This window comes from [Scytonema hofmanni] UTEX 2349 (genome assembly GCF_000582685.1).
Lineage (GTDB): Bacteria > Cyanobacteriota > Cyanobacteriia > Cyanobacteriales > Nostocaceae > Hassallia > Hassallia hofmanni.
Genome location: NZ_KK073768.1, coordinates 3,519,629 through 3,524,833 on the forward strand (window position 1 = coordinate 3,519,629; position 5,205 = coordinate 3,524,833).

A 5,205-nucleotide genomic window follows, 5' to 3' on the forward strand; every position below is an offset into this window, starting at 1 on the left:
ATTGCCCATTGCCCATTGCCCATTGCCCATTGCCCATTGCCCATTGCCCATTGCCCATTGCCCATTGCCCGTTGCCCATTGCCCATTGCCCATTGCCCAATGCCCATTGCCCAATGCCCATTGCCCAATGCCCATTGCCCAATGCCCATTGCCCATTGCCTAATATTTATACTTTATTCAAGAGAGACTTTCGTCATAAAGTAAGAAGTAAGACAAAGACACCCGCTGTTGATGTAACTTACTAAAAGCTGCTTTAGGCAAGTTTAGCGATGTTTTTCAGCTAGCTTCCGGCTTGTAGCTATGGGAAACCAACCTTAATTATTCCAAGTCTGGTTTCAAAATGGGTAACAGCAACAGCCCAAACCCGCCCGATCACCTATGCTAAAAGTTATGCACTCGGCAGCCAACTCAGCCAATCTAAATTCCCAGTGGGAGGACTTAAGCCAGCTTTCGGCTCCAAACACAGTTCAGTGGGATAATATCAAAACCCAATTAGACTTAGCACTTTTGGCGCTAGAAACTTTAACTGGTATTGGTTCTGAAGCAATGCTATCGGCGGCAATTCTTCTAAATTTAGAATCAAAAGTGCCAGATCGTGTGGCGTTGTGGCGACTGCGGCAGTCGAATCCTCTACGGAAAGGTACTGGAGGGCGAAAAAAACTAGATGTAGAAGAAGCGCGATCGCTAGTTCTCATCATTTGTTACCTTGCAAAAGAGGATCAAGAATTGATTCGCCGTGCTGTAGGGTTATTAGAACAAATGGCGGAAACTAACCGCGAACCCCATCAAGCTGCTTTATTAGGAGATTATATTGATGCTTTCTGCAATACCTATCAAGAGCGGATGGAGTCAGATGAGGAAATTTCTACAGATGCACTTACGCACCTAGCATTGAAACTACTGGTAGATTTACTATTTTACAGTAGTCATGGTGGACACCGCCGTCTCTGGTTAGCACTTATAGATCGTTCCACACAATTTGAGATTTGAGATTTTAGGTTACTAATCCAAAATCCAAAATCTCAAATCCAAAATCCAAAATCCAAAATCCAAAATCTCAAGTTGTCCCCCTCGCACTTTCTGTCATGCCTGTATCAAACCCTGTAATCCGCCGATACACACCCCCAACCTGTACGCTAGAAGTTATGGCACAAAGCTCATCTTTGTCCGGTTGGACGGGGAAATCTGTGCTAAAGCAGTTAAACTTTGAGCTTCGCTTTGACGATCCGCGACTGCCAGAAGAACGGAGAATATCAATTAAAGGCGATCGCGATCAACTTGAAGCCTTGTATAATGCAGTGACAAACTACGTGCAGGAATTTCTTCAAAAGTCTCCAGAAAACTTTTGGGCAAATTTCTCCGAACCAAAAGACTCAACCAAAATATCAGAACATCCAGAATTAAAAGGCTTTAATCAAACCTTACTGCCACAAGAAACTTTAAAATCTTCAAAATCTTTTAATAATTTCCAGATGCCAGGGGCAGGGATACACTTAGAACCAAGCAGTTATTTAGCTCACAACTTGTTTCTCGGTTCCCTCGCTAACCAGATATCTGGAGATGTAATTCAACTAAGTCTGCTGCAACTCTTCGATTTAGCAACCGCGTTAGATGAATACTCAGCCGAGGTGATGGCATTACCATCTCTTAACAGAAGGAGTTCAACTTTTAGCTTGCCTAGTTGGACACCTGCTGCCGCAGTGGTATTGGTCGCTTTGGGTTTAACGCCATTTACTTGGCAATATGCTAATAATATCAGGCAAAAGCAGCTAACAGCTAAAAAAACAGCTTCTACACAAGAAATAGCCCTACAACCATCACCCTCAGCCCTTTTCCCAACGCCCCAACCTGGACTCACCCCCCCAGATAAGTTAGTGCCACCACTAGGAACTACCCCAGCAGTACCAGGTTCTACGCTTCCTACACCCCCTTCCCCCGGTTCAATACTTCCGACAACGCCAATACCCGGTTCGATACTTCCCACAACGCCAATACCCAGTTCTGCCAAAACTGCGCCCGGTTCTTTCCCCCCCATACCCCAAACTGCGCCGGGATCGACTTTTTCAACAGCGCCATTACCATCAAGTGGCAGTGCTTTAACTATACCTGGGACAACTGCACCAACTCTTTCTCGGTCATCAGGGAAAACAGCAACCACCAAAGTATCAGATCCCTTTGCGATTCCCCCAAATTCTCAACAAACTAGCCGTACAAGTTCAATTCCTAAGAATGGAATTGTTCTGCCAAATACAGCAAATTTACCATCAAATTTACCTCCCGCTACCGGCGATATATCCTCCGGTATCTCCCCTGCTAACCCTCCTCTTGCCACTAGCCCTAATGCTAGGCGTAGTAACACCGATATCTCAGCTTCTTCACCCACCAGAGTGCCTTCCCTCGCAACTAATGATAATTCCTTAGCCGAGAAATTGAGGCAAGGGCGCAACGCTCCTTCAGAGGTAGCAACAGGCACATTGTTTGATACACCTCAGGTGGCAGAAGCGAGAGACTTTTTTAAAAAGCGCTGGCAGCCACCCACAGAGTTAAAGCAAACGCTAGAGTACAGTTTATTAATCGGTGTTGACGGCAAAGTTGAAAGAATTTTGCCTTTAGGAAAAGCCGCCAGAGATTACATTGACAGCACCGGAATGCCAGGAATTGGTCAACCTTTTGTCTCGCCGAATAGAAATGGACAAAATGTGAGAATTCGAGCCGTTCTCAGTCCTGATGGCAAAGTGCAGACATTTCCGGAGTCACAATGAAAAAGAGGGGGAAAGGGAAAGAAAATATCATGAGGAACTTGTAGTAACTCTTTATTTCTTCACCTTTTCCCCTGTTATAGAGATATGCATGAAGCCAAAAGATTAACCGCTAGGATTGATGAGGCGAAAGTAGAAAAGTTGCTTTCTCAGCATGAACCTTTAAAATAAGGCGATCGCTCGCTTTATATATTTAAAATAATTATAATCTCCGTGTTTTCCTAAGGAAGAAATAGTATAAAAAACAAAAAGGCTGTCTAAACAGCCCTTTATATTTGAAATTGAAATTTTATATTTCAATAACGGGATTTTTTATGGTTTAACTTTCGCTTTTGACGACGCCGTGCAGCAGTGGCAACCGCTTGTTCTACCGGATAACCTACCACAGGAATTACCTGATATTTGCGCTCTTCTTCTAGCTTTTTCAATTCAGTGTAATCTACCCATTGGATGCAATCAACCGGACAAGTGTCAATTGCTTCTTGAATTATTTCTTCTGTGTCCCCTTCTTGTCGAATTACACGCGATCGCCCGTAATCTGGTTCAATATAAAAAGTGTTACGAGCAACATGGGCACAGTGCAAGCAGCCAATACAGGTGATTTCATCTACATAAACACCCTTTTGACGCAGCATTCCCCCCAATTCCGGCTCTAAACCAGAGCGTTCCGGTTCATCCCGCAATAAACCGCCTAATTCTGGTTCTAAACCTGAGCGATCGCCTTCTTGTTCTTCCTGCGGTAGAAAATCAGACATTACGCACTCCAGCGCTGTACTACTAAACGAATAGAACCATCTTTATTTTTTTGTTGTTCAGCGACTTCAAAGCCAGCACGAGTAGTTTCTTTCACAACCGTGTGATATGCATAACGCTGGGTTACTTGCCGCAAAAAGCCATCAACAGACAAGTTTTGCTGCCAATATTGCAAGTCAGAAACTAATTCGTATTCAAAGCCATTCCATTTAAAGCCTATATCATAACCATTATCTTGTTCAATGGTAACTTCGGCAGCATGAGTTTGACCTTGATAACCGCGCACTTCCCGTGTACCGGGTTTCCAATTTATACCCAAGTCAGTCAGAGCTTCTTTCAATGAATCAAGATTACGAATTTGCGTCTTAATTTGGCTAAAGTGTGACATGGTGGTTGTGATTTGAGTAAACTAAATTTGTTTGAATTACCAATCGCTGAAAGTGGTTTGCGTATTTACCACAGCAGATTGCAACACCTGAGCGGTGAAGAATTCTGAGGTTGGTTCATGACTAAGTACTAGCCCTAGCTGTGCCTCTATTGCTGCGGTAACTTCAGCACAAGAAGCACCCACAATACCAGTGACTTTTTCTTGTACCCGACCATCTGGAAAAATGATGAATTCTAGTGTTTCCATGCTTTTGGCAAACCACGCTCTTTACGGAAGGGACGGTACTGTTCTCTTGTGATGGCTAAAAAAATATAGCCATTGGAACTTTGTTACTTAGATACAAACTTGCCACTTTGTTAACTAATGTTCCATCTCTCAAAATATATATCTCAGAATCTTTACAAAAATTATTGATTTTATCAGTCTACACATCTGTCATATGTAAGTTTCCCTTAACCTTCTAAATTAGTCAAGGTGGAAATTAAATCGGTTATGTATCCTCAAAAGCTGTAAAAACCAGCATTCTAGAGCATATAAGCACCAGTCAATGTTAGGAAATGACTAAAAGTGTTGACATAAGTTATCATTACCAGTCATGAGAGCGCAATTCTCAGCGATCGCTGTAAAAGTTGGGTTATGAGTGAAAATACTATAGCTTTAACTTCTATCTTTGGTTGTATAACCAAAGGTATATATTATATTTTTGGAGAGCGATCGCCTGTAAGCTGAATTTAAACCTATGTGTAAATACTGCTTTGGCATAACAAAGGGTTTAAAATATACTATTACCTCAAGAGACAAATCAGCAGATGCAAGCAACCTTAGAGGTTGTTTGAAAAGTAGTTAACTGTGATTTTAGGCACTTGTTGATCCCCCCTAACCCCCCTTAAAAAGGGGGGAACCGGAATTAAAGTCCCCCTTTTTAAGGGGGATTTAGGGGGATCTAAAACGTTTTGCTACCAACAAGAAGACTTTTCAAACATCCTCTTAATTTTCTCCCAAGTTTTGTACATCAATCCATCTGTTGCCATCTCCATTTCGTAATTCTTTTATGCAATTACTTGGCAGATAGACCCTGAATTTTCAATACAATTGGAATATAAGTGATGTTTTATTTATCTCAAATTCTAAACATCAAACCCATATTTTTCTTTTAATAAAGCTTTTAGCTCATCATTAGGTTCTTCTCCATAGCAAGAACCAATAACCTTTCCATAATCCTCGAAATCGATACTTTCATTTGATTCTAGTGCTTTCAAGAATTCCTCTTCTAAAGCAGCTCTTATGTAAACGAAGTAATAAGCC

Annotated in this window: 6 protein-coding genes and 1 pseudogene; 4 read left to right on the plus strand and 3 right to left on the minus strand. The window is 41.9% G+C overall.

The window, feature by feature from the left end:
* Positions 1-113: 113 nt before the first annotated feature.
* From TOL9009_RS49525 to TOL9009_RS50905, 4 genes and pseudogenes are all read left to right on the plus strand, one after another.
* Positions 114-245 carry a hypothetical protein gene (locus TOL9009_RS49525; protein WP_260675922.1) on the plus strand — a complete coding sequence of 44 codons (132 nt, stop codon included), beginning with the start codon at positions 114-116 and terminating at the stop codon, positions 243-245.
* A 133-nt stretch (positions 246-378) separates the two neighbouring features.
* Positions 379-990 (plus strand): DUF3038 domain-containing protein, encoded by a 612-nt coding sequence (locus TOL9009_RS0120890; RefSeq protein WP_029634493.1) that lies wholly within the window; start codon positions 379-381, stop codon positions 988-990.
* A gap of 95 nt (positions 991-1,085) precedes the next feature.
* Positions 1,086-2,762: a DUF4335 domain-containing protein gene (locus TOL9009_RS0120895; protein WP_029634494.1), complete on the plus strand. Its 1,677-nt coding sequence runs from the start codon at positions 1,086-1,088 to the stop codon at positions 2,760-2,762.
* 78 nt (positions 2,763-2,840) lie between these two features.
* Positions 2,841-2,930, plus strand: a pseudogene (locus TOL9009_RS50905) (YiaA/YiaB family inner membrane protein); the annotation flags it as partial.
* A gap of 125 nt (positions 2,931-3,055) precedes the next feature.
* Here TOL9009_RS50905 and TOL9009_RS0120900 read toward each other — a convergent pair.
* From TOL9009_RS0120900 to TOL9009_RS0120910, 3 genes are read right to left on the minus strand one after another with little or no spacing between them, the layout of a single operon-like run.
* Positions 3,056-3,514 carry a ferredoxin gene (locus tag TOL9009_RS0120900; protein ID WP_029634495.1) on the minus strand — a complete coding sequence of 153 codons (459 nt, stop codon included), beginning with the start codon at positions 3,512-3,514 and terminating at the stop codon, positions 3,056-3,058.
* Positions 3,514-3,900: a DUF1257 domain-containing protein gene (locus TOL9009_RS0120905; RefSeq protein ID WP_029634496.1), complete on the minus strand. Its 387-nt coding sequence runs from the start codon at positions 3,898-3,900 to the stop codon at positions 3,514-3,516. Before TOL9009_RS0120905 ends, TOL9009_RS0120900 begins: the two co-directional genes overlap by 1 nt.
* A 36-nt stretch (positions 3,901-3,936) precedes the next feature.
* Positions 3,937-4,146 (minus strand): DUF2997 domain-containing protein, encoded by a 210-nt coding sequence (locus TOL9009_RS0120910; protein ID WP_029634497.1) that lies wholly within the window; start codon positions 4,144-4,146, stop codon positions 3,937-3,939.
* Positions 4,147-5,205 lie beyond the last annotated feature (1,059 nt).

Coding starts and splice junctions, on each gene's coding strand:
- TOL9009_RS49525 (WP_260675922.1), top strand. CDS start 114: ATGCCCATTGCCCAATGCCCATTGCCCAATGCCCATTGCCCATTGCCT.
- TOL9009_RS0120890 (WP_029634493.1), top strand. CDS start 379: ATGCTAAAAGTTATGCACTCGGCAGCCAACTCAGCCAATCTAAATTCC.
- TOL9009_RS0120910 (WP_029634497.1), bottom strand. CDS start 4,146: ATGGAAACACTAGAATTCATCATTTTTCCAGATGGTCGGGTACAAGAA.
- TOL9009_RS0120900 (WP_029634495.1), bottom strand. CDS start 3,514: ATGTCTGATTTTCTACCGCAGGAAGAACAAGAAGGCGATCGCTCAGGT.
- TOL9009_RS0120895 (WP_029634494.1), top strand. CDS start 1,086: ATGCCTGTATCAAACCCTGTAATCCGCCGATACACACCCCCAACCTGT.
- TOL9009_RS0120905 (WP_029634496.1), bottom strand. CDS start 3,900: ATGTCACACTTTAGCCAAATTAAGACGCAAATTCGTAATCTTGATTCA.